Source organism: Actinoplanes sp. TBRC 11911 (genome assembly GCF_012933445.1).
Classification (GTDB): Bacteria; Actinomycetota; Actinomycetes; order Mycobacteriales; family Micromonosporaceae; genus Actinoplanes.
Map to the genome: position 1 here is coordinate 322,780 of NZ_JABBNC010000001.1, position 25,550 is coordinate 348,329.

24 protein-coding genes are annotated in these 25,550 nt (G+C 70.8%); 18 read left to right on the forward strand and 6 right to left on the reverse strand.

All coding sequences use genetic code 11. From position 1 onward, the window contains the following. Positions 1–13 precede the first annotated feature (13 nt). Positions 14–628 (reverse strand): DNA-3-methyladenine glycosylase, encoded by a 615-nt coding sequence (locus tag HH310_RS01390; RefSeq protein ID WP_169173506.1) that lies wholly within the window; start codon positions 626–628, stop codon positions 14–16. 156 nt (positions 629–784) lie between these two features. Between HH310_RS01390 and HH310_RS01395 the strand changes: the two genes are divergently transcribed. Further along, complete coding sequence (locus HH310_RS01395) at positions 785–1,654, forward strand: SDR family NAD(P)-dependent oxidoreductase (protein ID WP_169173507.1); 870 nt, start codon at positions 785–787, stop codon at positions 1,652–1,654. On the opposite strand, the gene HH310_RS01400 is transcribed toward HH310_RS01395, so the two are convergent. Further along, complete coding sequence (locus HH310_RS01400) at positions 1,638–2,423, reverse strand: AraC family transcriptional regulator (RefSeq protein WP_169173508.1); 786 nt, start codon at positions 2,421–2,423, stop codon at positions 1,638–1,640. The two genes, HH310_RS01395 and HH310_RS01400, sit on opposite strands and share 17 nt — an antisense overlap. 141 nt (positions 2,424–2,564) lie before the next feature. Here HH310_RS01400 and HH310_RS01405 point away from each other — a divergent pair, with 141 nt between their 5' ends. The 15 genes from HH310_RS01405 (at position 2,565) to HH310_RS01475 (ending at position 17,787) form a co-directional block, all read left to right on the forward strand. Next, complete coding sequence (locus HH310_RS01405; protein WP_169173509.1) at positions 2,565–3,455, forward strand: ABC transporter ATP-binding protein; 891 nt, start codon at positions 2,565–2,567, stop codon at positions 3,453–3,455. Next, positions 3,436–4,266, forward strand: coding sequence for an ABC transporter permease (locus HH310_RS01410; RefSeq protein WP_312033741.1), 831 nt, complete (start codon positions 3,436–3,438; stop codon positions 4,264–4,266). Before HH310_RS01405 ends, HH310_RS01410 begins: the two co-directional genes overlap by 20 nt. A gap of 4 nt (positions 4,267–4,270) precedes the next feature. Further along, a complete protein-coding gene (locus tag HH310_RS01415; protein WP_169173510.1) occupies positions 4,271–5,383 on the forward strand; it encodes a sensor histidine kinase in 1,113 nt (370 codons plus the stop codon). Positions 5,384–5,414: 31 nt separating this feature from the next. Beyond that, on the forward strand, positions 5,415–6,071 hold the full coding sequence (locus tag HH310_RS01420) for a response regulator transcription factor (RefSeq protein WP_169173511.1): 657 nt from the start codon (positions 5,415–5,417) through the stop codon (positions 6,069–6,071). 20 nt (positions 6,072–6,091) lie between these two features. After that, positions 6,092–6,712, forward strand: coding sequence for a winged helix-turn-helix domain-containing protein (locus HH310_RS01425; RefSeq protein ID WP_211191611.1), 621 nt, complete (start codon positions 6,092–6,094; stop codon positions 6,710–6,712). After that, the gene (locus tag HH310_RS01430) at positions 6,709–7,173 is read left to right on the forward strand and encodes a hypothetical protein (RefSeq protein ID WP_169173512.1); all 465 of its coding nucleotides are present in this window, start codon (positions 6,709–6,711) and stop codon (positions 7,171–7,173) included. The genes HH310_RS01425 and HH310_RS01430 overlap by 4 nt, the downstream gene beginning before the upstream one ends. A gap of 92 nt (positions 7,174–7,265) precedes the next feature. Continuing rightward, positions 7,266–8,492 carry an ROK family transcriptional regulator gene (locus tag HH310_RS01435; RefSeq protein ID WP_169173513.1) on the forward strand — a complete coding sequence of 409 codons (1,227 nt, stop codon included), beginning with the start codon at positions 7,266–7,268 and terminating at the stop codon, positions 8,490–8,492. 130 nt (positions 8,493–8,622) lie between these two features. Next, entirely contained in the window at positions 8,623–9,966 is a 1,344-nt protein-coding gene (locus HH310_RS01440; RefSeq protein WP_169173514.1) for an ABC transporter substrate-binding protein, read from the forward strand. After that, positions 9,966–10,886: a carbohydrate ABC transporter permease gene (locus HH310_RS01445; RefSeq protein ID WP_169173515.1), complete on the forward strand. Its 921-nt coding sequence runs from the start codon at positions 9,966–9,968 to the stop codon at positions 10,884–10,886. The genes HH310_RS01440 and HH310_RS01445 overlap by 1 nt, the downstream gene beginning before the upstream one ends. Continuing rightward, complete coding sequence (locus HH310_RS01450) at positions 10,883–11,740, forward strand: carbohydrate ABC transporter permease (protein ID WP_312033743.1); 858 nt, start codon at positions 10,883–10,885, stop codon at positions 11,738–11,740. The genes HH310_RS01445 and HH310_RS01450 overlap by 4 nt, the downstream gene beginning before the upstream one ends. Before the next feature lie 37 nt (positions 11,741–11,777). Then, the gene (locus HH310_RS01455; protein ID WP_169173516.1) at positions 11,778–14,480 is read left to right on the forward strand and encodes a glycoside hydrolase family 38 C-terminal domain-containing protein; all 2,703 of its coding nucleotides are present in this window, start codon (positions 11,778–11,780) and stop codon (positions 14,478–14,480) included. A 48-nt stretch (positions 14,481–14,528) separates the two neighbouring features. After that, the gene (locus HH310_RS01460; protein WP_169173517.1) at positions 14,529–14,936 is read left to right on the forward strand and encodes a response regulator; all 408 of its coding nucleotides are present in this window, start codon (positions 14,529–14,531) and stop codon (positions 14,934–14,936) included. Positions 14,937–15,026: 90 nt separating this feature from the next. Then, a complete protein-coding gene (locus HH310_RS01465) occupies positions 15,027–15,521 on the forward strand; it encodes a histidine kinase dimerization/phospho-acceptor domain-containing protein (protein ID WP_169173518.1) in 495 nt (164 codons plus the stop codon). After that, the gene (locus HH310_RS01470) at positions 15,518–17,437 is read left to right on the forward strand and encodes an ATP-binding protein (protein ID WP_312033744.1); all 1,920 of its coding nucleotides are present in this window, start codon (positions 15,518–15,520) and stop codon (positions 17,435–17,437) included. Before HH310_RS01465 ends, HH310_RS01470 begins: the two co-directional genes overlap by 4 nt. Beyond that, positions 17,434–17,787 (forward strand): response regulator, encoded by a 354-nt coding sequence (locus HH310_RS01475; protein ID WP_169173519.1) that lies wholly within the window; start codon positions 17,434–17,436, stop codon positions 17,785–17,787. The genes HH310_RS01470 and HH310_RS01475 overlap by 4 nt, the downstream gene beginning before the upstream one ends. Here the strand turns inward: HH310_RS01475 and HH310_RS01480 are convergent. The 3 genes from HH310_RS01480 to HH310_RS01490 form a co-directional block, all read right to left on the reverse strand. Further along, on the reverse strand, positions 17,779–19,284 hold the full coding sequence (locus HH310_RS01480; RefSeq protein ID WP_169173520.1) for a SpoIIE family protein phosphatase: 1,506 nt from the start codon (positions 19,282–19,284) through the stop codon (positions 17,779–17,781). The genes HH310_RS01475 and HH310_RS01480 overlap by 9 nt on opposite strands. Positions 19,285–19,341: 57 nt before the next feature. Continuing rightward, a complete protein-coding gene (locus HH310_RS01485) occupies positions 19,342–20,031 on the reverse strand; it encodes an alpha/beta fold hydrolase (protein ID WP_169173521.1) in 690 nt (229 codons plus the stop codon). Between the two features lie 117 nt (positions 20,032–20,148). After that, positions 20,149–21,528, reverse strand: a complete 1,380-nt coding sequence (locus HH310_RS01490; RefSeq protein ID WP_169173522.1) for an APC family permease — start codon at positions 21,526–21,528, stop codon at positions 20,149–20,151. Between the two features lie 193 nt (positions 21,529–21,721). Here HH310_RS01490 and HH310_RS01495 point away from each other — a divergent pair, with 193 nt between their 5' ends. After that, positions 21,722–23,536, forward strand: coding sequence for a GAF domain-containing protein (locus HH310_RS01495; protein WP_169173523.1), 1,815 nt, complete (start codon positions 21,722–21,724; stop codon positions 23,534–23,536). On the opposite strand, the gene HH310_RS43460 is transcribed toward HH310_RS01495, so the two are convergent. Then, a complete protein-coding gene (locus HH310_RS43460; RefSeq protein ID WP_169173524.1) occupies positions 23,514–24,776 on the reverse strand; it encodes a M48 family metalloprotease in 1,263 nt (420 codons plus the stop codon). The genes HH310_RS01495 and HH310_RS43460 overlap by 23 nt on opposite strands. An 88-nt stretch (positions 24,777–24,864) precedes the next feature. On the opposite strand from HH310_RS43460, the gene HH310_RS01505 reads away from it, so the two are divergent. Next, positions 24,865–25,497: a copper resistance CopC family protein gene (locus HH310_RS01505; RefSeq protein ID WP_169173525.1), complete on the forward strand. Its 633-nt coding sequence runs from the start codon at positions 24,865–24,867 to the stop codon at positions 25,495–25,497. Positions 25,498–25,550: the final 53 nt, after the last annotated feature.

The window sequence follows — 25,550 nt, forward strand, 5'->3', positions numbered from 1 at the left end:
GGTACGAAGATATTCAGGTGACCAGGGGTCGGAGGGAGGCCCACAGCAGGGCGGCCGCGTACGACCGGTACGGCGTCCAGGCCGTCCCGCGCCGGCGGGTCTCCTCGATGCCCGGCATGGCGTCGAGCTGCCAGGCCTTCTCGATGGCCCGGCGGATGCCGATGTCGCCGGCGGGCAGGATGTCGGCGCGCTTGAGCTGGTGGATGAGGAACATCTGGGCGGACCACAGGCCCACGCCGCGCACCGCGGTCAGATCGGCGAGAGCGGTGGCATCGTCGACGTCGTCCATGTGCTCGAGGTCGATGACGCCGTCGTCCTGGCGCCGGGCGAGGTCATGGAGGTAGGCGGCCTTCGCGTAGGAGAGGCCGAGGGCGCGCAGGTCGTCGTCGCTGCGGGCGAGCAGGCTCTTCGGGGTGACGGTGCCGCCCACCGCGGCGGTGAGGCGGCCGAAGATGGTCAGCGCGCCGGCGAGCGAGATCTGCTGGGCGACGATGTGCAGGGCCATGGCCTCGAAGTTGCTCGACGACGGCAGGGCACGCTCCGACCAGCCGAACGGGTCAGGCCGGCCCACGCGCTCGATGAGCCGGCCGAGGACCGGGTCGGCGGCGAGGCGACGATAGGGACTCACGGTAACGGACGCTGCACGATGCGCTTCCTTCACGCAACGTGGGAAGCGTCACCACCGGCGTACGGGATCGCAAGGAATTGGGTTTGTGGTTCATTCACGGCGGATTCCGCGGTCCGTAGCTTCGAGATCACGGAGCAAGTCTCGAAGGAGCAATTCATGAGCACCGTCTTAATCACGGGAGCCGCCAGCGGTTTCGGGCGTCGCACCGCGGCGACCCTGCGGACGGCCGGGCACACGGTGGTGGGTTCGATGCGTGATGTCGCCGGGCGAAACGCCACGGCGGCCGCCGACCTCACCGCGGCCGGTGTGCACGTCGTCGAAATCGACGTCACCGATGATGCGAGCGTGGACCGCGGTGTCCAGCAGGCGATCGACGCCACCGGGGCCATCGATGTCGTCATCAACAACGCCGGTCAGGGCTCGCTCGGGCTGCAGGAGGGATTCACCGCCGAGCAATGGCGGAACGTGTTCGACATCAACGTGATCGGCGTGCAGCGCGTCAACCGTGCGGTCCTGCCGCACATGAAGGCGCGGCGGCACGGGCTGCTGATTCAGATCTCGAGCCTGAGCGCGCGCCTCGCGATTCCGTTCCAGGGCCCGTACAGCCCCTCGAAGTCGGCGGTAGAAACGCTCGCCGAGGTTTATCGGGCCGAGCTTTCCCCGTTCGGCATTGATTCGGTGATCGTCGAGCCGAACGCGATGCCGACCGAATTCCTCGGCCGGCTGCTGACCCCGGGCGATGCCGGCCGGCTGGACGACTACGGCGACCTGGCGAAGGTGCCGGACGGATTCCTGGCGGGATTCGAGGCCACCTTCGCCGCCAACCCGGCGCAGCAGCCGCAGCTGGTGGCCGACGCCATCGCCGAGCTCATCGCGACGCCCGTGGGGGAACGCCCGTTCCGCACGATCGTGGACCGGCTCGGGCTCGGCGATCAGATCGCGCCCTACAACGACCACCTGGAATCGGTGACACACCAGGTTTTCGCGTCGTTCCAGATCGAGCACCTGCTCAGGGTCGCCGGCTGAGCGTCCGGTACTGACTCGGGGACATTCCGCTGGCCCGGGTGAAGGTATGGCTGAACGAGCTCTCCGAGGCGTAGCCCAGCTCGGCGGCCAAGGCCACGATCGGGGTTCCGGTCTCGCGCAGGGCGACCCGGGCCAGCTGAATGCGCCAGCGATAGAGGTAAGTGAGCGGCGGTTCCCCGGAAACGACGCGGAACCGCCGCGCGAACGTGCTGCGCGACATCGACACCGCCTCGGCCAGATCGGTCAGGCGCCACGGATCGGCCGGCCGCGTATGAATCAGGGCGAGCGCCGGCCGCAACTCGTTGTCGGCCAGCAGCCGCAGGCCCGATTCCGGGACTCGGCGGGCGTCGGCGTTCATCGCCACCCGCAGCACCTCGGTCAGGATGAGCCGCGCGTACGTCCGAGTCGCGAACGCGGATCCCGGCCGCTGCCGGTCGAGTTCGCGCAGGGCGCCGTCGAGCAGGAATCGCAGGGTGGTCGCGGCCGGGCTGCCGCCGCGGATGAGGGTGAGCGCGGGGATCGCGGTCAGGACCGGCTTCTCGCAGCTGCCGCCGATCCGGATGGCAACGTCGTCGCGAGCGGCGGCGCTGCCGTTGGACACGGCCATGTCCCCTTCCTCGAGGCGCAGCGGTTGCTGGCCGTCGAGGACAAGCCGGCGGGTGCCGCGCACGGCGGTGTGCAGCCGCAGACGCGGTGCGGCGGTGACGGGCGCGGCGGTGACGCGTACCGGGATGACGGCCAGCGCGCCGGAGAGCAGATCGGCGTTCATCCGGACAGCGTTCGCGATTCTCGACGCGACGGCCAACCGCCGTTAGTTACTTACTTTCCTGGGGCGTACGTTCGCGGACGTACGCCCATCGCCGCGCCTGAGCGGACGCTCCCGGCCCCCACCGCCGGGACAGTGGTCCGCATGGAACCCATCGTCACCAGGGGACTCACCAAGCGGTACGGCGAGCTGGCCGCCGTCGCCGACCTCGATCTGAACGTGCGGGCCGGGGAGGTGTACGGCTTCCTCGGCCCGAACGGCGCCGGCAAGACGACCACGCTGCGGATGCTGCTCGGTCTGATCCGCCCGACCGCCGGTGAGATCCGGCTCTACGGCCGCCCGCCGGGCGAGCTGCGCGACGTCGGGGCGCTGATCGAGGGTCCGGCGTTCTATCCCTACCTGTCCGGGCGGGACAACCTGCGCGTGATGGCCCGGCACGCCCGCGTCTCGGACCGGCGGGTCGACGTCGTGCTGGACATGGTCGACCTGACCGGGCGAAGCCACGACCGCTACGCGAACTACTCGCTCGGCATGAAGCAGCGCCTCGGCGTGGCTGCCGCGCTGCTCAAGGACCCGCGGCTGCTGATCCTGGACGAGCCGACCAACGGGCTGGACCCCGCGGGCATGGCCGACATGCGAGCGATGGTGCGGCAGCTCGGGGCGGACGGGCGTACGGTGCTGATCTCGAGTCATCTCCTCGGCGAGGTCGAGCAGATCTGCGACCGGGTCGGTGTCCTGGCGCACGGCTGTCTGGTCAGCGAGGGCACGGTGTCCGACCTGCGCGGCACCGCCGACCTGCGGGTGGTGGCAACACCTTTGGACAAGGCCGCCGCGTACGCCCGTGATCTGCTCGGCGCCGACGCGGTGAGCCTCGCCGACGGGGGTTTGCGGCTGACCGTGGCGCCGGAACGCGCCGCCGAGATCAACGCGTCGCTGGTCTCGGCCGGGCTACGGGTCAGCGAGGTCCGGATGGTCGAGCGCGATCTGGAGCAGGCGTTCTTCGAGCTGACCGGGGGTGAGAGCCGTGTGGGGTGACTTCTCCGCGGAGATGATCAAGCTGCTGAAGCGGCCCGCGAACTGGCTGCTGCTGGCGGTCGCGCTGCTGCTGGCGCTCCTGTTCACGTACGTGATCCCGTACGCGGGTTACAAGGGCGGCACCGGCGGCCCGACGGCCGGCCGCGGCCTGGCGGATGTGCTCCCGGCGAACCTGGTCGGCAACTCGATCGGCGGCCTGCCGGTGTTCCTCGGCGCGATCATGGTGATCCTGGGGGTGCTGTCGGTCGGCGGCGAGTACGGCTGGAACACCTGGAAGACCGTGCTGGCCCAGCGCCCGTCCCGGCTCAGCGTCTACGCCGGCAAGATCGCCGTGCTGATGGTCGCGGCGCTGACCGTGGTGCTCGCGATGTTCGTGACCGGTCTCGCCGCCAGTCTGGTCATCGCCTCGGTCGAGAACCAGTCGCTGGCGCTGCCCAGTGCCAAGGACCTGGTGGTCGGCGTCGGTGCCGGGTGGCTGCTGGCCGGCATGTGGACCTCGTTCGGTGTGCTGCTGGCCGTGCTGCTGCGCGGCGTGGCACTCGCGCTTGGGCTGGGGCTGGTCTGGTTGCTGGCCGTGCAGAATTTGCTGGCTCTGCTGGCCGCGCCGCTGCTCGACTGGATCGCTCAGGCGCAGAAGGGGTTGCCGGGTCCGAACGCGGGTTCGCTCGCCGCCGCGCTCGGCAGCGGCTCCGACACCCCCGGCGTGGACGCACTGGTCGGTGGTGGTCAGGCCGCGATCGTCCTGACCGCGTACCTGCTGGGATTTTTGATCGTTGGTGCGGTGGAACTGCGCCGCCGTGACATCCTCTGAGGCTGTGGACGTGTGGTGGGTACGCCGGTGGGTGGGCGATGGTCTGCTCGCCGGGGTGCTGCTGGTCTTCGGCCTGGTCGCGACCCGGTTCGCGGCCGCAAACCAGCCCGGGACGCTGCCGCTGGACGGGATGGCGTACGCGCTGATCGCGGTCGCGTCGGCGGTTCTGGCGCTGCGGCGGCGCTGGCCGGTCCCGGTGCTGGCGATCGTCACCACCGCGGTCACCGTTTACCTCATTCGCGGGTACGCCTATGGGCCCGTTCTGATCGTTTTCCTGATCGCGGTCTACACCGTCTCGGCGCGGCTGCCCCTGCGCCCGGCCGCGTCGCTGGCGGGGGCGGTCCTGATCGTGCTGACCTCGCACGTCTTCATCCCGCACGTCGGCAACCCTGGTCTGGCCGGTCTCGTACCAGCGACCGCGTTCGTGGTCGTTCCGTTCGCGCTGGGCGTCACCGTACGGTTGAGCCGGGAAGCGACCGCCCACGCCCGGGCCGACACCGCCCGGCGCATCGCCGACGACGAGCGGTTGCGCATCGCCCAGGAGGTGCACGACGTCGTGGGACACGGGCTCGCCGCCATCAACATGCAGGCCGAGATCGCGCTGCATCTGTTGCAGCGCAAGCCGGAGCAGGCCGAGGCCGCGCTGGCCGCGATCAGTAAGACCAGCAAGGAGGGTCTGGACGAGCTCCGAGCGACGCTTTCGGCCGTACGCCACGGCGATGAGCGGGCGCCGGCCCCTGGTCTGGCCCAGCTGCCCGCGTTGCGCGACCGGCTCGCCGATGCGGGGTTGCCGGTGACGGTGACGGTTTCGGGTGCGCCCTCGGGTGGCGATCTGCCCGCGGCGGTCGACCTGGCGGGCTATCGGATCGTGCAGGAGGCCTTGACCAACGTCCTGCGGCACGCCCAGGCAACCCATGCTTTTGTACGCGTCGAGCACCGTCCCGGCGAGGTGGAGGTGGAGGTGGTCGACACCGGCCGGGGTGGTCCTCCGTCCCCGGGCGGGACCGGGATCGCGGGCATGCGCGAGCGGGCGACCGCGTTGGGCGGCGCCTTCTCGGCGGGGCCGCAGCCCGGGGGTGGCTTCCGCGTGCACGCGGTCCTGCCGGTGCCCTCATGACCGGCACCCGCACCGCCGCGGCGGTGCCCTCGTGATCGGCGTGCTGGTTGCCGACGATCAGGATTTGGTCCGCATCGGACTGCGGGCGCTGATCGAGGCCGAGGAGGACATGCGCATCGTGGGCGAGGCCGCCGACGGCTTGGCCGCGGTCGACCTGGCCCGCGCGCACCATCCCGACATCGTCCTCATGGACGTCCGCATGCCCGGCATCGACGGCATCGAGGCCACCCGCCGCCTGGCCGCCGACCCCGCCATGGCCGCCACCCGGGTCATCGTGCTCACCACCTTCGAACTGGACGAGTACGTTTTCGACGCGCTGCGCCACGGCGCGAGCGGCTTCCTCACCAAGGACACCAAGCCCGCCGAACTGCTGCGCGCGATCCGCCTGGTGGCCGACGGCGAGGCGCTGCTGTCCCCCTCGGTGACCCGGCGCGTGGTGCGCGAGTTCGCGTCCCGCCCGGCGCGCGCCCGCAACCCGCACCCCCAGCTGGACGCCTTGACCGAGCGGGAGAAGCAGATCGTCGCGCTGGTCGGCGAGGGCCTCAGCAACGACGAGATCGCCGCACGGCTGGTGGTCAGCCCGGCGACCGCGCGCACCCACGTGAGCCGCGCGATGGTCAAGCTGGGCGCCCGCGACCGGGCCCAGCTGGTCGTCTTCGCCTACCAGTCCGGCCTGGTCGAACCGTAAACGGCTGTCGGCCTGGACCCTTGCAGATCACGCAAGATATCATGCGGAGTGTGCATGATAGGTCTCAGCTTCTCCCGCTGTTGCGCACTCCCCTCCTGGGCGAGCTGCTTGCGTGGCTATTTCTGCACCCCGAGGAAAGCTATTCAGTCGCGGAGCTGACTCACCAGCTCAACGCCTCTCAATCATCGGTAAGCCGCGAAGCTGACCGATTGGTCGAGGCAGGCCTTGTCACCGCAGCGACACGAGGACGGATGCGGCTACTAAGAGCCGATCTGACCAGCGCACTCGCTCGCCCTCTCACGGAGCTCCTCACGTTGACCTACGGCCCGGCCGCGGTGCTGGCTGATCTGCTCCCGACCATGGACGGGGTGGATGAGGCTTACATCTATGGTTCGTGGGCGGCACGTCATGCGGGCGAGGCCGGCCCGCCGCCGCGCGACGTAGATGTTCTGGTGGTGGGCGACGCGGACGACGACGACCTGGCCGATGCGGCGTTGGCCGCTGAGCAGCGACTGGGCCGAGAGGTCAACATCCACCGGGTGTCCGCATCGGCTTGGCGGTCGCCCGGTGGAGATCCGTTTCTCACATCGGTGCGATCCCGCCCGTTGTACACGATCGTCAGATCTGGAGACCGTTCATGAGGTGGCAGCAAGGTCGTGAAGCCCTGGACGGCATGCTCGCGCGCGGCGAGCTGGAACGGGTGCCCGCCAGCCGCGACCATGCCGACCTGCTACTGTCGCAGGCGCGTCAGCATCTCGCGTCGGCGGCCGCCATCGCGCAGTCCGACCCGGCTGGCGGATACCAGCTGCTTTATGACGCCGCACGTAAGGCTCTTGCCGCCGTGCTCGAGAACCAGGGTGTTCGGGCGACGAGCCGAGGCGGTCACATCGCGGTCCGCGAGGCCGTGTCCGCTCAGCTCGATCCGCCGCTCGGTGGAGTGTTGCGTCCGTTCGACCGCCTCCGGCGACGCCGCAACCAGGTCGAGTACCCGTCCTCGAGCGCACCGGTCGTCGCTGCGGACGAGGTTGCCCGCGATGTGCCGAAGGTCGAAGAGATCATCGACGTGGCGGCCCGAGTCTTGGATCAGATGAGTCCGCTGTAGACACCGGCCGAGAGGGTGACAATGCCACCGGCAAGGTCGTGATGATGCCCTAGGCTGTCTCGAACCGTCGCGCGTTGGGGGGATCAACAGCCTTGGATCGTACGGGGACGAACCTTCCCGCCGTCGGCGAGTACAACCAGGCCGTGGTGCTCGACGCCATCCGCCGCCGCCCGCACGGCATCACCCGGTCCGAGCTCGCCGGCCTGACCGCGCTGAGCAACATGACCGTCGCGAACGTCTGCCGGCGCCTGCTCGACGCGGGTCTGGTCGACGAGGACGGCCGGCGCGTGAGCGGCCCGGGCAAGCCCGCCGCGGTGGTCAAGCTGAACCCGGGCGGCGGCTTCGCGATCGGCGTGCACATCGATCCGGCCGCGGTCACGTACGTGCTGGTCGACCTGTCCGGCAAGGTGCGCGGCCACTCGCGTACGGGCACGCCCGCCGCCGGTGTCCCGAGCGCCATCATCGCCGAGATGGCCGCCGCGATCGAGGCGCTCGTCGCCGGGACGGCGGTGGACCGGTCGCGGGTGCTGGGCATCGGCATCGCCTCTCCCGGCCCGGTCGACACCGGCGACGGCATCGTGCTGAACCCGCCGATGATGCCGAACTGGCAGCACGTGCCGCTGCGGCGGGCGCTGGCCGAGGCGACCGGCCTGCCGGTGCTGCTGGAGAAGGACACCACAGCCGCGGTGGTGGCGGAATTGTGGTTCGGGAGCAGCCGCGACTTCGCGTTCATGTACTACGGCACCGGCCTGGGCACCGGCCTGTCGGTGTCCGGCGAGGTGGTCCGCGGGGTCACCTCCAATGCCGGCGACGCCGGCCACATCACCGTCGATCCCACGGGTGCCCCATGCCCGTGCGGACGTCGCGGCTGCGTCGGCCACATCACGGTTCCCCGTACGCTGGTGGAGCGCGCGACGGCCGCCGGCATCCTCGACGGCGTGGGCAGTCTCGACGACACGGCCACCGTCGACGACGCGTTCACCCGGCTGGCGACCTTGGCCGCGGCCGGCGATCCGGCAGCCACCGCGATCGTGGAAGACGCCGCGAGGGCCCTGGCCCGGTCGATCGTCGTGATCGTCAACCTGCTGGACATCGACACGGTCATCTTCGGCGGCCCGTACTGGGCGCCCATCGCCGCGACCATCATGGCGGTCCTGCCCCAGGCCGTCCGCGACGATCCCGCGCTGATCCCGCCGCATCCGGTCCGGTTCGCCGAGTCGGCCGTCCCGGTCGACGTCGCCGCGGTCGGCGCCGCCACCCTGGTGCTGGACAACTCCTTCTCGCCGAAGCCGTCCGCATTGCTGCTAGCCGCCGACTGAGTGTTACGCGGGTGTTGCCAGCAATTTGAAAATATGATCTTCTAATTCCCGTCACGGCGCCGGAAACCCTCTATCCAGGAGTCTGCGCCGACCGGCTGGCACCGTTGCCGGTCGTCTCGGGAAGGACCACATGAGCACTCCATCCTCGCGTCTGCGCCTCGTCGGCGCCGCGCTCACCGTTGCCGCCAGCGTCGCCGCCCTCACCGCGTGCTCCTCCTCGGACGACTCGTCGTCGAGCGCGGCGCCCGCCTCGTCCTGCGCTCCCGCGTCCGGACCGGTGACCCTCCAGTACTGGAACACCGTCCCGGGCATGGACCAGGTCGTCGCCCTGTGGAACCAGAAGAACCCGACCATCAAGGTCGAGATCAAGAACGTCTCGAACGACCAGTACGGACAGATCGGCAACGCGCTCAAGGCCGGCACCGCGCCGGAGCTGGCCCAGGTCGGCTACGACGAGCTGGCCAACCTGCGGCTGCAGGACGCGTTCGTGGACGCCTCCGGGTGCGCCGACGCCAAGGCGGCCAAGGACAAGTTCGTGCCGTGGACGTGGTCGCAGGCCAGCTTCGGCGACACCGGCGTCTTCGCGATGCCGCAGGACACCGGCCCGATGGCGTTGTTCGTGCGCACCGACATCTTCGCCAAGTACCACATCGCGATCCCGAAGACCTGGGACGAGTACGCGGCAGCGGCCCAGAAACTGCACGCCGCGGACCCGAAACTGAGCATCACGTTCTTCGACCCGAACAACGCGGAGTGGTTCAACGGGTTGCTCTGGCAGAACAGCGCACACATGTACGCCTACTCCGGCGACAAGTGGCAGGTGACCGTCGACTCCACGGCGAGCCGGCAGGTGGCCGACTACTGGCAGAAACTGATCGCCGCGAAGGAGGTGCGCACCGACCTCGCGAACACCAGTCCACCGATGTACGCCGCGTACGAGAAGGATCAGGTCGCGACGTACGTGGGCGCCGCCTGGGCGTACGGGATGTTCCGCGACAACCTGCCGAAGCAGGCGGGCAAGTGGTCCATCGTGCCGATGCCGACGTGGGGCACGAACCCGGCGTCCGGTGACTGGGGCGGCTCGACCGTCGCGTTCATGAAAGGCAACAAGCACCTGTACGAGTCGGTGAAGTTCAACGTCTGGCTGAACTCCGACCCGGAGGCGCTCGCGCTGGAGAACAAGCTGGGCGGCCTCTACCCGGCGTCGCTGGCCGGGCTGCAGCTGCCCGCGCTGTCGCAGGGTGTGCCGTACTACAACAACGAGAAGGTCTTCGACGTCTTCGCCGACTCGTCGAAGAACATCGACACCAGCTTCGCCTGGGGACCGACCCAGAAGACCGTGAACCTGGCGCTGCAGGACGCGATGGCGAAGGCGGCCGCCGGCAGCGGCACCCTCGGCGACGCGCTCAAGACCGCCCAGGACGCCGCGCTTTCGTCCATGAAGGACCAGGCGATTCCGGCCGCGGCGGGCTGATGACCGACGAAAAATCCGGGCGCCGTCGCCGCTTGCGTGGCGGCGGCCCCCGGGCCGGCACCATCGCCGCCTTCCTGACCCCGTTCTACCTGCCGTTCCTGCTGTTCTACCTGGTTCCGGTCGGGTACGCGCTGTGGCAGAGCTTCCGGGTGGTACGGCGCACCGGTGGGCAGTTCGGCCACGCGTACACCACCTTCGGCGGCTTCGACCAGTACCTGCAGGTGTTCCGCAACGCCGAGTTCGGCGGCAGTCTGGGGCGGATCGCGCTGTTCGGCATCGTGCAGGTCCCGGTCATGCTGTTCGTCGCGCTGATCATGGCGCTGCTGCTGGACACGCCCCTGTTGCGCGCCAAGGGTTTCTTCCGCATCGCGGCCTTCATGCCGTACGCGGTTCCCGGGGTGATCGCCGCGATCATGTGGTCGTTCCTGTACTCGCCGCAGCTCAGCCCGGTCGTCGACCTGCTCAACGGGATCGGCGTGTCGCCGGACTTCCTCGGCCCGGGCACCGTGCTGTGGTCGGCCGCGAACATCTCCACCTGGTGCTGGACCGGCTACAACATGCTGATCATGTTCTCCGCGCTGCAGTCGATCCCGCCGGAGCTGTACGAGGCCGCGAAGATCGACGGCGCGAGCAACTGGGCGATCGCTTGGCGCATCAAGGTGCCGATCATCGCTCCCTCGATCATCCTGACCACGGTGTTCTCGATCATCGGAACGCTGCAGCTCTACTCCGAGCCCGCCGTGCTCCGGCAGATCTCCTCGAACATCTCCAGCACCTACACCCCCAACATGCTCGCGTACGCCGTGGCGAGTGGAAACAACTACCAGCAGGCGGCGGCCATCTCCGTCACGATCGCCGTGATCACGTTCGTGCTGAGCTTCGGCTTCCTGAAACTGACCGCGAAGAGGGCGGGATTGTGAGCCAGCCGAAACGGGCCCGGGAAAGCCGGATCAGCCGCACCGCCGCGATGTCGTTGATGGTGCTGCTGGCGATCTATTTCCTGTTGCCCGTCTACTTCCTGATCGTGGCGTCCACCAAGCCGCAGGCCGATCTGGTGTCCACCTTCGGCCTGTGGTTCTCCCATTTCGACATCGTGCACAACCTCAAAACCCTTTTCACCGTACGCGACGGAGTGTTCGGTCGCTGGGCGGTGAACAGCGTCGTCTACGCCGTGCTGGGCGCCGCCGTCGGCACGCTGATCTCGGCGCTGTGCGGCTACGCCCTGGCGAAGTTCCGGTTCCGGGGCCGCAACTTCCTGTTCTCGGTGATCCTCGGCGGTGTCCTGGTGCCGAGCACCGCGCTGGCCCTGCCGCTGTTCCTGCTGTTCTCGGCGGCCGGCCTGGTCGACACGTACTGGGCGGTGTTCCTGCCCAGCATCGTCAGCCCGTTCGGCGTCTACCTGGCCCGGATCTTCGCGAGCGCGGCCGTGCCGGACGAGCTCATCGAGTCGGCCCGGCTGGACGGCGCCGGCGAGTTCCGCACCTTCTTCTCGGTGTCATTCAAGCTGATGACCCCGTCGCTGGTGACGATCTTCCTGTTCCAGTTCGTCGGCATCTGGAACAACTTCTTCCTGCCACTGGTGATGCTGCAGCAGGAGAAGCTCTTCCCGATCACGCTCGGCCTCTACGAGTGGAACGGCCAGTCCAGCCGCGTGTCGCTGCTGCAGGGCTCGGTCATCACCGGCTCGCTGGTCTCGATCGTCCCGCTGATCATCCTGTTCCTGTTGCTGCAGCGGTTCTGGCGCACCGGCCTCGCAGCCGGTTCCCTGAAATAAACGCCGCACCTCCGCACCTCGCACAGAAGGCTCCGCCATGCCCAAACCTGCCGTTTTCGTGCCGCACTTCCACTGGGACCGCGAGTGGTACGAGCCCTTCCAGGTGTTCCGGCATCGGCTGGTCACCGCGATGGACACCGTGCTGGCGACGCTCGAGGAGAACCCGGACTTCCGGTTCACTGTGGATGGACAGATGGCCGCGATCGAGGACTATCTGCGGATCCGGCCGTCGCACCGGGACCGCGTCGCGGCGCTGGTCGCGCAGGGGCGCCTCGCGATCGGGCCGTGGCTGATCCTGCTCGACGAGTTCCTCTGCTCCGGCGAGACCATCGTGCGCAACCTTCAGATGGGCTGGCGGGCCGCGGCTTCGCTGGGCGGGGCGATGCCGATCGGGTACCTGCCCGACATGTTCGGCCACGTCGCGCAGATGCCGCAGATCCTGGCCCGGGCCGGTTTCGAGCACGCGGCACTGTGGCGGGGCGTACCAGGATCGGTGACCGGGCACGCCTTCCAGTGGCGCGCGCCGGACGGCTCGCGGGTGCGCACCGAGTTCCTCTTCGACGGCTACGACAACGGGCTCGACGTGTTGCTGGTGCCCGCTCAGATCGGTCGTGCGCTGGGCGAGTACGCGGAGATGACAGCGGCCCGGTGGGGCGACGACCCGCTGCTGGCGATGGCCGGCACCGACCACAACGCGCCCGACCCGCGGCTCGCGGCCTGGTTACGCGACGTACCCGGGGTCACCATCGCGACGCTCGGCGAATACCTGCGCGAGCACGCCGGCGACCCGGTCGAGTCGGTTGTCTCCGGCGAGCTGCGCAGCCACGTACGGGGAAACATCCTGCCCGGGGTTTTGTCGGCGCGGCTGGCGTTGAAGCAGGGCATGGCGGTGGCGGAACGGACGATCGACCACGCCGAGCGGTTCCACGCGCTGTGGTCGTCGCGGGACGAGTCCGCCTTCCTCGACCTCGCCTGGCACAAGATAATCGAGTCCACCGCGCACGACTCGGTGGTCGGCTCCGGCACCGACGAGACCTCTGACCAGGTGGCGGCGCGGCTGGCCGAGGCGACGCAGGCGGCCCGGGCGGTGCGCGACGCGGCGCTGGCCGAGGCGGCCGCCCGGGTGCCCGCCGACGCGTACCTGGTGGCCAATCCCCTGCCCGTCGCGCGCACCGCACTGGTCGAAGTGGACGTCGCGCTCGGCCGGGGCGACCTGGTCGCGGTCGCGGCGGACGGCTCGGTGCAGCCGGTGCAGCCGACCGCGCGCGCGGCGACCGTGCTGAGCGACGAGCGGATGGACGCCGCCCAGCTCGAACGGGTGCTGCGCCGCATCCACCGCCGCGAGTTGTTCGGCCGGCTGATCGACCGGTACGAGCTGACCCCCGGCTCGCTGGTCTTCCACGTCGCCGAGGTGCCCGCGACCGCGGAGTTCGACGTGCTGATCCTGCGCCGGGAGGTGGCCCGCGCGGCCGCCGCCCACCCCGGCGAGTGGTCGGTGCGCACGCTGGCCGAGCCGCGCGCGACGGTGCTGGCCCCGGTTCGCGTGCCGGCGTCGGGCTTGGCGGCCGTGCGAATCGAACCGGCCCATCGGGCACCCGCGCTGTCCGGCGACCCGGCCGTCGCGTCCGACCGCCGCCTGTCGAACGGCCTGGTCGAGGTGGCGGTGCTGGACGACGGCACGCTGGACGTGACCGGCGCGGACGGCACGGTGCTGCGCGGCGTCGGCCGCCTGGTCGACGGCGGCGATCGCGGCGACAGCTACAACTACGGCCCGCCCGCCTCGGACGAGCTCGTCTCGAAGCCGGTGGACGTCGCGGTCGAGCTGCTCGAAGACGGGCCGCTGCGGGCCCGGATCCGGGTCACCCGGGTCTTCGCGTGGCCGGCCGGGTTGTCCGACGACCCGGACCGGCGCTCCGATCGCACCGTGCCGACGCCGGTGGAGACCGTCGTCGAGCTGCACGCCGGCGAACCGTTCGTCCGTCTCGGGACGTCCTTCCTCAACCGGTCCGCCGACCACCGGCTGCGCCTGCACGTCCCGTTGCCGTCGCCGGTCACCACCTCCGCGTCGGCCGGCCAGTTCGCGGTCACGTCGCGCGGTCTCACCGCCGAGGGCGGCTGGGGCGAATATCCGATCCCGACCTTCCCGGCCGAGTCGTTCGTGTCGGCCGGCGCCGCGACCGTGCTGCTCGACCACACCTGTGAATACGAAATCGTCGAGGACGGGACGGAACTCGCCGTCACCCTGCTGCGCGCGGTCGGCGCGATCAGCGTCAACATCCACCCCTACCGGGATGAGCCGGCGGCGACCCAGATTCCCGCGCCCGGAGCACAGGATTTAGGCGTACGCGTCGAGCACCGCTTCGCGGTCGTTGCGGGCGCGACCGGGTGGCGGGGTGCCCACGCGGTGGCGCTGGCCGAGGAGTTCCGCAACGACGCGCGGGCCGTCCGGGGCACCGCACCGGCGGGCGAGCCGCTGCCCGCCGACCGCGTGGGCCTGCGGCTCGAGACCGTCCTCGGCGCCGACGTTCTTGTTTCGGCCGTGCGCCGGGTCGGCGACGACGGTACCGAGGTGCGGCTGACCGCGATGAGCGATGCGCCCACCACCGCCCGGCTGACCGGCGCTTTCACCGACGCGACCACGGTCGATCTGCTCGGCCGGCCGCTGGAGTCGGCACCGGCCGCGGGCACGCTCGACCTGCGGCTCGACCCGTGGGAGATCCGCACCGTCGTCCTCCGATAGTTTCCCCAAACGCGCACGGCTCCGGCCGCCCGCTGGGACAATGCGGTCATGACCCAGCCGACCGCCACTGTCCGGCCGGTGGTGCTCGTGGTCGACGACGACGCCGACGTCCGCGACACCACCGCCCACCTGCTCACCGCCCGCGGCATGCAGGCCCGGACGGCCGCCGACACCGCGTCCGCGCTCGACGTGCTGGAGGAGTGCGCCGGGCAGGTCGGGGTGGTCGTCGCCGATCTGTCCATGCCCGGCGAGGCGCCCGGCGCGCTGACCCGGGCGGTCGCGGCGGCCGATCCGCACGTGCGGATCGTGTACGCCACCGGTATCCCGCGGCACGTCGCGGTGTCCACCGGGCTGGTCCGGCCGGACGCCCCCTACCTGGAGAAGCCGGTCGACCCGGACACTCTCGCCGGTCTGGTGCGCAGCCTCACCACGCGGCGGGCCGGCTCCACGCACTGAGCGGCGTCACTCGTTCGGTGACATACACCGGCTTCCCGAGTAACTAATCTGCACTTTGCCGTCGCGGACGGAACGAGGTGCGGCGTGTACGTGTCCGGCTCGGTCGAGTTCCTTTCCATGATCGTGGGTTCCGCGCGCGACGCGATCGTCGCGGAGACCATGGACGGCACGGTGGCGGTGTGGAACCAGGCCGCCGAGGAGTTGTACGGCTATCCGGCCGCCGAGATGGTCGGCGAACGGGCCGAGCGGCTCTACCCGCCCGGCGAGGCGGCGACCCGCCGGCTCGGCGATTTCGTCGGCGACCGGATCCGGCGTGACGGAACGCCGATCCGGGTGCACCTGCGCGCCGCCCCGATCACCGACGCCTCGGGCGCGACGGTCGGCGTCGCCACCACGTCCTGGGCGACCGACACCAAGGCCGGCCACGAGCTGCGGACGCCGTTGAACGCCATCATCGGATTCACCGGGATCCTGCTGATGCGCCTGCCCGGCCCGCTGAACGACGAGCAGGAGCATCAGCTTCGCCTGGTCCAGGCCAGCGCCGAGCAGCTCCTGTCGAAGATCAACCAAGGTGGGTGGCGGTGACCGGCTGGACGGATCTGTGGTGGCAGCTGACGGCGCTGGCCAACGCGGTGATTCTGGCCGCCTATCTGGCCATCTCGTTCGCCATCGGCCGCGGGCTGTGGCGGGGCCGGCAGTGGCGCAACAACCCGCTCGGGCTGGCGACCGCGTCCATCTTCTTCAGCTGCGCGGTGCATCACGGGTCGCACGTGGTGCATCTGATGATGCCGTATCTCGGCTCGGACATGCATGCCGGGCTGGCGATGCGGATGGCGTTCGGGATGGACTTCCAGGCCGCCGGATGGGACACCGTGACCGCCGTGCTGGCGGTCTGGTACTGGACGTTGCGCGGCCGGTTCCCGGCGCTGGTGCGCGGTGCGGCGCTGTTCGAGGACCTGAAGCTGCGGCAGGCGGCGGAGGCGACGCTGCGGGCCAGCGAGGAACGCTTCCGCGAGATCGTGGAGACCACCAGCGAAGGCGTCGTGGTGCTGGACGGCGACGGCCGGATCGGATACACGAACGACCGGTTCGCCGCGATGGTGGGGCGGCCGCCGGCGGATCTGCCGGGCACACCGGTGCTGGAGCTCGTCACCGCGACCGACCGAGCCGTGGCGACGCAGGCGTTCGGCGCGGGCCGCGACACTCATGTCGAGGTCGGACTGAACGCCGAAGGCGGCCGGGTGGTGTTCGCGCGGATCGCGCTGACGACCCGGGCCGGCGAGGACGGCGAACCGGTCGGGGTGCTGGCGATGGTCGCCGACGTGACCGAGCAGAAAAGTATCGAGGCGCAGCTTCATCAGGCGCAGAAGCTGGAGGCGGTGGGCCAGCTCGCCGGCGGGCTGGCGCACGACTTCAACAACCTGCTGACCGTCATCGACGGGTACGCCGCGCTGCTGATCGCCGAGGCCGACGAGGCCACCTCCGGCGACCTCGTGATGATCCGGGACGCGGCGTCGCGGGCGAGCGCGCTGACCCGCCAGCTCCTGATGTTCTCCCGGGCGCAGACGACCCGGCCGCAGGTCATCGACGTCACCGGTCTCGTCGGCAGCGTGCAGGTCCTGCTGCGCCGGCTCATCCGCGAGGACGTCGACCTGGTGGTCACCGCGGCCGGCACGCCGGCCCCGGCGCGGGTGGATCCCGGCCAGCTCGAACAGGTGCTGGTGAACCTGGCCATCAACGCCCGGGACGCGATGCCGGGCGGCGGCACCCTCACCATCGACACCGACCGGGTGGTCCTCGAGGGCGGCCGGGCCGACGAGCTGACCGTCGAACCCGGCGACTACGTGCTGCTCACCGTCTCCGACACGGGCTGCGGCATGACGGCCGAGGTGGCGGCCCGGGTGTTCGAGCCGTTCTTCACCACCAAGGGCCAGGGCGAGGGCACCGGCCTGGGTTTGTCTACTGTGTACGGCATCGTGACCCGGGCCGGCGGCCGGATCCGGCTGGATTCGCGGCCGGGCGAGGGCACCACGTTCGAGGTCTACCTGCCGTCGACGACGGCGCCCGCGGACGCGGTCGGCGCGGCCGTCGAACGGCAGTCGCTGGCCGGCGGCACCGGAACGATTCTGCTGGTCGAGGACGATGCCGCCGTCCGGCAGCTCACCGAACGGATCCTGACCACCGCGGGCTACCGGGTCCTGGTGGCGGTCGACGGCGAGCAGGGCCTGGCGGTGGCGCGCGCCCACGCCGACATCGACCTGCTGGTCACCGACGTGATCATGCCGGGCTTGAACGGGCAGCAGCTGGCCGACCGGCTCACCGCGCTGCGCCCGGGCCTGCCGGTGATCTTCACGTCGGCGTACACCCGGGGCGTCCTCGACTCCACCGGGGACGAACGGACGGTGGCGTTCCTCGACAAGCCGTTCACCGCGGCGGCGCTCACCGAGAAGGTGCGGCTGGTGCTGGACAACCGGATCGACGTCGCGGCGTCGCAGGCATGACCCGGGTGCTCTACATCGAGGACAACCCGATCAACACGATGCTCGTGGAACGGATCCTGCGAGCACGTCCGGGTGTCACGTTCGGGTCGGCCCCGGACGGGCGTACCGGATTGGATCGGGCCGACGTGATGCGGCCGGATCTGGTGCTGCTCGACCTGGAGCTGCCGGACATCGGTGGCGAACAGGTGCTGGCCGAGCTGCGCGCCCGCGACATCCCGGTGGTGGTGGTCAGCGGCGACGTGGATCCCGCCGTGCACCGCCGCGTGCTGGCCGGCGGCGCCACCTTCATCCTGACCAAGCCGTACGAGATCACGGATCTGCTGCGCGTCGTCGACGGGGTCTCAGGCTAGCTCGGCGCCCGCGTGCAGCACGGCCACGCACACGTCGTCGTCCGGGGCGACCCCGTCGAGCATGTCCCGGACGATGTTGTCGGCCAGGAACTGCGCGGCCGGCCGGTCCTTCTCGAGCCGGCCGAGAACCTGGGCCGCGACCGCACGCAGGCGCCGCCCGTGCCGCGCGGCCGGGTCGTTGTGCCGGTCGGTCAGCCCGTCGGTGTAGGCGCAGAACGCGGATCCGGCGGCAAGGGTGAGGCCCAGTTGCGGGAACGCCGCCTCCGCCAGCACCCCCAGGGCGGGGCCGGCTTTGGTCAACGACACGGCCGACGGGTGCCCCTCGATGTCCCGGGAGACGACGACCGGCGCCGGGTGGCCGCCGTTGGCGACGAGCAGCCGGCCGGTCGCGGGCTCGAAGAGGGCGACGACCGCCGTCACAAACGTGTCGTCCGCGCGGGTGTCGATGAGGAACCGGTTGAGCCGGGCCAGCACCGTGGCCGGATCGGGGTCGTCGTGCGCGTAGGCGTGCAGAACCGCCAGCGCGTGGCCCATGACGGCGACCGGATGCCGATCGTGGCCGGCGACCTTGCCGACCGACAGCAACAGCCGTCCCCCGTCGACCTCCTGCGCGTCGTACCAGGCGGTGCCGATGTGCAGCCGTTCCGGAACGGGCAGGTAGACGGTCGCCAGGCCCAGGCCGGCGATGGCGGGCAGGGCGGGCGGCAGCACGTCGCGGTGGACGGCGTCGATCGCGCGGCGGGCGGCGTTCCAGTCGGCCTGCACCCGCAAGGCAGTCCGCAGGTCCTCACGGATCCGGGTGACGTCCTGGGCGGCGCCCCACAGCCGGGTCGCGCTCGCTTGGCGGCACGAGACGATCAGCTCCTGGACCGTGCCGCCGGTGCCCGCGACGCGCACCTCGGCGGTCCACGAGGTGCGCCCGGCCATGGCCGCGATCCGGGCGACATCCTCCGGGTGCACACGGCGCATCAGCTCGTACGAGGTCAGCGTCGTCGACGGCAGCCCGAGAACGTCGCGCAGCGCGCCCGACACGACGACCGTTCTGGTGTCGAGATCGAGTTCCCAGGTGCCGGACCGGGTGAGCCGCTGGGTTTCGGCGAGCTGATCGTCGGCGCGCAGCGAGATCCGTCCGGGGCGCAGCAGCGAGTCGATGGTCGCCAGAACCGTGGCGGGTTGCGCCGGTTTGAAGATGACCGAGTGGACGTCGCAGGCGTGGGCCAGCGGCCGGATCTCGTCCGGCCCGTAGTGGGCGGTGCTGAAGACGATGGGGATGTGCCGGGTCTCGGGTTCGCCGCGCAGCGCGTGCGCGAGCTCGAAGCCGCCCAGCCCGGGCATCATCACATCGGTGATCACGACGTCCGGGGGGCGGCGCGCGGCCAGCACCAGGGCGCTGTCCCCGTCGAAGGCCTGTTCGACCTGGTGCCCACGGTGGTTCAGCAGGGTGCGCATGAACTCCCGGCTGGGGGCGTCGTCATCGACAACAAGCACGGTCGCCACGGAATGGACGTTAGGGGTGCTCGTGGGTCCTCGCTCGCACAGTGTGTGCGAGGGTCTTCAGCCCTTGAGAAAACCGTCGAGGACGGCGAACGTCGCTTCCGGGGCGTCGCGCATGGGCACGTGGCCGGCGCCCGGGATCACCTCGAAGCGGGCGCCGGGCAGAGCCGCGGCGTAGCGGCGGCCGAAGTCGACGTTGATCGCCGGGTCGTTCTCGCCCCACACGAGCAACGTGGGCGTCGTCAGCGGCTGGAGGCGGTCCAGCAAGGTGGGGTCGTCGTACACGCCGCCGGTGTAGGCCTGCAGGGCGGTCAGGCTTGCCGGCGGCAGGGTGGCGGGCGTGGCGATGTGGTGGCCCGGGATCCGCGGGCCCAGCGAGTCGATGAGCACCAGCCGGCCGACGCGGTGGCTCTGGTCGGCCGCGGCCATCTCGGCGGCCACCCAGCCGCCGAACGAGACGCCGGCCACCGTGACCCCCGTCAGGCCCTGCGATTCGAGCAGGTCGAGGTAGGTGGCGGCCAGGCCCGCCACGCCGCCCGGCTGGCCGGGCAGCGGGGTGCCGGCCCAGCCGGGGTGGATGGGCGCGAGCACCCGATGGTCCGCGCCGAAATGGGTCAGCAGCAGGCTCACCGTGTCGGGGCCGCCGGAGCCGTGCAGCAGAAGCACGGGGTCACCACTGCCGGCTTGCCGGACGGTCAGATCGGTGCCGGAACCGGTTCGCAGCACGCTGGCGTCCGCGTAGTCGTTCATGTGGTGTGTCCCCCTTTTTCCGTGATACACCCCAGACGGGCCGGCGGCGGCGCGCTTCACCTCCGGTGCGGTGGTGCTGGTCACTGGGGAGCAAATCTAGCCCGGCGCCCCGTGCGGCTACGCGCCCTCCTCGCCCAGGATCGAGCCGATGCGCTGGACCGCGGCCGGGCGCCGGGTGCGCATCGTGCCGACCACGACGAGGCCGAACATCACCCAGGTCAGAGCCAGGTACGGGGTCATGTTCAGCGGATAGACCGGCACCGGATAGACCGATCCGTACAGCGCCGCCGCGAAGATGAGAATCCCCACCGCCGGAATGCCCAGGTGCAGAAGCGGGCGGTAGCGCGGATGCGTCCGCCGGAAGAAGACCGCGCCGCCGACACACAGTCCGATGTAGACGATGATGATGGCGAGCGTACCGAGCGTGGCGAAGAAGTAATACACCGTGGTCGGCGCCGCACCGAGGGCGCCGGGACCGACGCCGAACCCGACCGCCGCCGCGAGCACGGTCGCCAGCACGGCCGAGGTCACCGTGGCGTTCACCGGCGTCTTGAACCGGGCGTGCACCACCCCCAGCCGGCGTGGCAACGATCCTTCCCGGCCCATGGCGTACAGGGTGCGGGTGGCCGCTGTCACACAGCCGACGCAGACGATGAACGCCGACAGCAGCGCCCCGACCTCGACCAGCGTGCCGAAGGCACCGCCCAGGTAGGTGTCCGCGATCGTCCGCAGCGCGAAGTGGTCGGCGCCGAAGGCGCTCCCGGCCCGGACGCCGAAACCGATGGTGAGGCTGTAGGTGGTCCAGAGGTAGAAGACGATCGCGAACCCGACGGACACGATCACCGCCACCGGGATCGACCGGCGCGGCCGCGATGTCTCCTCGCCGAAGTCGGCCGCCGTCTCGAAGCCGATGTACGACGTGACGCCGAGGATGATCCCGTAGAAGACGCCGTTGAATCCGCCCTTCTGGGTGTGGCTGAACGTGAACGGCGCCAGGGTGTTCCCGTGGGCGCCGCCCTTGGCCGTCACCACCACGTTCACGACCAGGATCACGAGCACCGTGGCGAGCCCGACGGCCAGTTGCAGGCGCGTGGTGATCCGGACGTGCGCGACCGACAGCAGGACCAGCACCACCATGCCCGCCGCGAACAGCGGGAACCACCAGTGAATCGCCAGATGCAGCAGGTCGCAGAGCAGGTAGGAGACCGCGGCCATCGTCATCGGCACGAAACAGAGCACCGCGAACCCGTACGTCCAGCCCGCGACGAAGCCCGCCGGCCTGCCGAGGGTCCGGCTCGCGTACGTGTAGGCGTATCCGGCCGAGGCCATCCGCCGCGCGAACCCGGCGACCACGAACGCGAGCGCCAGGCAGGCGATGCCGCCGATGAGGAACGCCAGCGGTGTCGAACCACCGGCCACCGCCGCCACCCCGGGCACGTTGAGCAGCATCGCCATGCCCGGCGCGAGCACGGTGACCGAGACGGCGACGGCATCCACCGTGGAAAGCACGCCCCGGGCCAGTTGTCTGTCTAAGGGAGGCACTCCACCATGACGTGACGCAGACCGCAAGGTTCACCCGTGCGTTGTGGATCACGTCGCTGAATTCCGGGACGGTGTCGGCGTTTCCCAGGTGCTCCCGACCTGACCTGGCGGCCGTTCCATGTTCAGAAGACCCCACCTCGTAGACGCGGTGACGTTGGTGGTCCTAGCCGCCGCGACCGCTTTCGCGGTGACGTGTGTCGTCTGCGAGGGCCCCCTCGTCGTATCCAGCCTGCTCGTCGGCATGGCGGCGATCGTGGGCACGGTCACCGCGACGATCGCCCGCGACGCGATCCGCTCCGAACGCGCACGCGGCCGTCTGGCCGACGAGCAGGCCGCGCTGCGGCACATCGCCACCTTGGTGGGGTCTTCCGCCGCCCCGGCCGACGTCTGCGCGTCGGTCGCCGAGGCGATCGCGCGGCTCTTCGGTGCCGACGCGACCTTCGTGGCCCGCCTCGATCATCCGGACGACATCGGCCAGGGCGATCCGAGCCTGACCATCGTCGGTTCCTACGGCCTCGCCGCGACGACGGCACCGGCGGGCACGCGGCCCGCGCTGCTGCGGAGCCGGTTGGTGCACACCGCGCTGCAGACGCGCCGGCCGGCCCGCGTGGACACCGGCCGCGACCAGACCGGACCGCCGGCCGCGATCGCCGCCCGGCTCGGCCTGCGGTGCGCGATCGCCGTGCCCATCGTGGTGGGCTCGCGTCTCTGGGGCGTCACGATCGTCGGATCCGCGGGTGACATCGAGGCGGGCGCCGAGCGCAGCATCGCCGACTTCGTCGAGCTCAGCGCCCTGGCCATCGCGAACTCCGAGGCCGACACCGCGGTCACCCGGCTGGTCGAGGTCCAGGCGTCGCTGCGCCGCATCGCCCTGCTCATCGCCGAGGGCGAGCCACCGGAAGTGGTGTTCGCCACGGTCACCCGCGAGGTGCTGCGCCACGTCGGCGAGGACGGCGACACGGCTCGGCTGATGCGCTTCGAGCTCGACGGCACGTTCACGTTGCTGGCGCACGCCGGACCCGATCGGCCGCCCGGCATGGCCGAGCTGCCGGAGATCCTGCCGATCGACGGCGTTCTGGAGACCGTACGCCGGACCGGGCGGCCCAGCCGCGTCGGCGACTATCGCACGCTCGCGGGCGGCGAACCGCTGGTGCGTCAGGGGGTGCTGGCGGCGGCCGGCGTGCCGGTGCACGTCAACGGGCGGCTCTGGGGACTGACCGTGATCGCGGCCCGACGGCCCTGGCTGGCCCCCGATCTGGAAGCCCGGATGACCAAGTTCACCGACCTGGTCGCCACCGCCGTCGCGGACGCCCAGAGCCGCGCCGAACTGATCAGCTCCCGCGCCCGGATCGTCGCGGCCGCCGACGAGACCCGCCGGCGCATCGAACGCGACCTGCACGACGGCGTCCAGCAGAGCCTGACCGCCCTGGCCCTGCGGCTGCGTGCGGCGGCGATGGACGCGGCCGTGCGGGGCGAGACGCACGACGACGCATCCGCCGGTGCCGCCGATCTCATGACGATCATCGAGCACCTGCGGGAGCTGTCCCGCGGCATCCACCCGGTCACGTTGTCCGTCTCCGGCCTGCCCACCGCCCTGCGCGCCCTGGCCCGCCGAGCACCGGTGCCGATGACCGTCGACGTCCGTTTCGACGAACGGCTGCCCATATCGCTCGAGGCCGGCGCCTACTACGTGGTCTCGGAGATGCTCACGAACGCGGCGAAGTACGCCCACGCCTCGGCCATCGAGGTGATGGCCGAGACGAAGGACGACATGCTGACCCTGCGCGTGCACGACGACGGCGTCGGCGGCGCGGACCCGGGCGGCGGGACCGGGCTGCGGGGCCTGCGGGACCGGATCGAGGCGCTGGGCGGGTCCTTCGATCTGCGCAGCCCGCCGGGCGGGGGCACGACGCTCACCTGCCGGGTCCCGGCCGGCGTTCTCAGCCCTGGAGCTCGCGGATGACCCGCTTCTCGTGCACCGCCAGCTCGTCGTCGATGTGTGCGGCCTCGGCCTCGGTCAACGTGACGGCGGCCGCCTGGGCGGGACGGCGCTCGAGCATCTCGGCGCGAAGCGCGGCGGGCGGGTGCGAGGCGTACAGGGAAACCTCGGTGTGGCGGCTGAGCCGGCGCAGCAGCGGGACCTTCGGAGCGAGGTTGCTGCGCGCGACGCGGGCGGCGTCATGCCAGGCCGACATGCCGTGGCCGGCGCGGGCTTCGCGGCGCACGACGGTGTCGATCGAGTCGGTCATCACGATCTGATCGGTCAGGGTGATCGCCGCGGCGGTGCCACCCGCCCGGGCGGCCATCTCGTCGGCCAGGTATTCGGCGCGTTGCGAGTCGCGCTGGCTGATCCACACGAGCAGCACCTGCAGCGTCCGGGCGATGCCCGCGACGACCCGGCCGAGCGCCCGCGTGATGATCGAGGAGACGTACTCCAGCAGCCCGCGCCCGCCGATCCCGTCGAGGGCGAACAGCGCCGCGACCCGGCTCAGCGTCGTCTCGGCGACCTGCGTGAGCAGGCCCCGGCGGACGTCACCGTTGACGAAGTGACCCAGCTCGTGGCCCAGCAGCGCCACCCGCTCCTGCGGTTCCAGCGTCGCCCACAGCGGCAGGCCGACGCAGAGCACCCGGGTGCGGCGCAGACCCACCGTGGTGGTGTACGCGTTCAGCTCGCAGCCGAGCAGCAGCACCTGCGGCATCGGCGCACCGACCGCGGCGGCGACCCGCTCGACCAGCCCGACGAGGTGCGGCGCCTTGTCCAGGTCCACGAGACGGCCCTGTTCGGGCAGTTTGGACAGCCGGCCCAGGCGCGGGCGCAGCATGAAGGCCATGCCCAGCAGCGCGGCGCCGAGAATCGTGCCCAGGCTGATGAAATCGAAGAAGAACAACCACAGCCCGAGTATGCCGATGCCCAGCACCACGGCGAGAAGCACGACCGACGCGGCCAGCGTGGTCAAGCGGGCCGCCGTCATCCGCCGCGGGGACAGCGGACCGTCGGCGAGAGCGGTGAACTGCGCCTCGGTCAGGCGGCTCGCCACCCGGTACAGCCGGCGGTCGAGAAAGCGCCAGCCGAGCACGACCGGCACCGCCTGATCGATGTTCCAGTCGCAGGACGGGCACCACGGCTTCTTGAGCCCGGTGGTCACCGTCGGCTGGGCACACCGGGGGCACGCCACGGCGGGCACAGTGGAGGGAGCAGTCACGGTCGTGGATCATGCCGGGTCGGAAGTCCCTTCGCCACCCCGTACGGCTCCGGCCGCCACGGCGATCGAAAGACGTTAATATCCTTCGATGGGGCGTACCTCGATCAGGTCTTTCATCGTCGTGGCCGGCGTGCTGGCGCTGGCCCTCGTGGCACCGCAACCGGCCTCGGCGCACGGCCGGCTGGTCAGTTCGATCCCGGCGGAGGGCGCGCGGCTGGACTCTCCGACCGCGACGGTGACCCTCGCGTTCACCGAGAAACCAGCGTCGTCCGCGTTCTTCGCGGTCATCGCCCCCAGCGGCGTCCGCGTCGATCAGCCGTGGTCGCACGCGACGCCTTTCCGCCTGGACAAGCCGGTCACCGAGTATCAGCTCGAGAACGGGCAGTGGCAGCCGCGCGAGTTCCACGCCGGGTTCCCCGCCCGCATCCCGGTGACCCATTGGCCCGAGCGCGGGGCGTACGTCGTGCGCTATCAGACGGTGGCGTCGGACGGCGACACCGTGCAGGGCGAAATCCGGTTCACGTACGCCGGTGCGACCACCCCGGCACCGCCCGGCTGGCGGCCGCCTGCGAACGGCCCGAGCGTGGTGCCGGCGGCGGCCGCGGCGACGCCCAGCGAGGAGAACGGCCGGGGTCCGTGGCCGTGGCTCGTACCGGTTCTGCTCGTGGTCGCGGTCGCCGGAGCCGTGGCCCTGGTCCGCACCGAGCGGTCCAAGCACTGATCCCACCAGCGGAAACGCTTGCGTCCCACGGACCCACCGGTGTTACGTTCCTA